Source organism: Xanthomonas dyei (assembly GCF_002939865.1).
GTDB lineage: Bacteria > Pseudomonadota > Gammaproteobacteria > Xanthomonadales > Xanthomonadaceae > Xanthomonas > Xanthomonas dyei.
Window position 1 is genome coordinate 1 of the sequence record NZ_MDEE01000133.1, and the last position, 349, is coordinate 349.

The window sequence follows — 349 nt, forward strand, 5'->3', positions numbered from 1 at the left end:
CGGTGTCGGGACGGCCAGGTCGGCAGCCGTACGCACTGGCGACGATGTTGCGGATTCATCTGCTGCAGCAGTGGTATGCGTTGAGCGATCCGGCGATGGAAGAAGCGCTGCACGAGATTCCGACCTTGCGGCGCTTTGCCCAGCTCGGTGGGTTGGACGACATTCCGGATGAGACCACGATTCTCAACTTTCGGCGCCTGCTGGAGACCCATGGCCTTGCCGCACGGATGCTGGAAGCGGTCAACACGCATCTGGCGCGCAAGGGCCAGAGCCTGCGCTCCGGCACGATCGTCGATGCGACCCTGATCGCTGCACCCAGCTCGACCAAGAATGCCGACCATGCGCGCGA

At 63.9% G+C, this 349-nt stretch carries 1 protein-coding gene; it reads left to right on the plus strand.

All coding sequences use genetic code 11. The features are described 5' to 3' along the window. A partial coding sequence (locus XdyCFBP7245_RS23540) for a transposase (protein ID WP_146091747.1) occupies positions 1-349 on the plus strand: 349 nt, incomplete at both ends.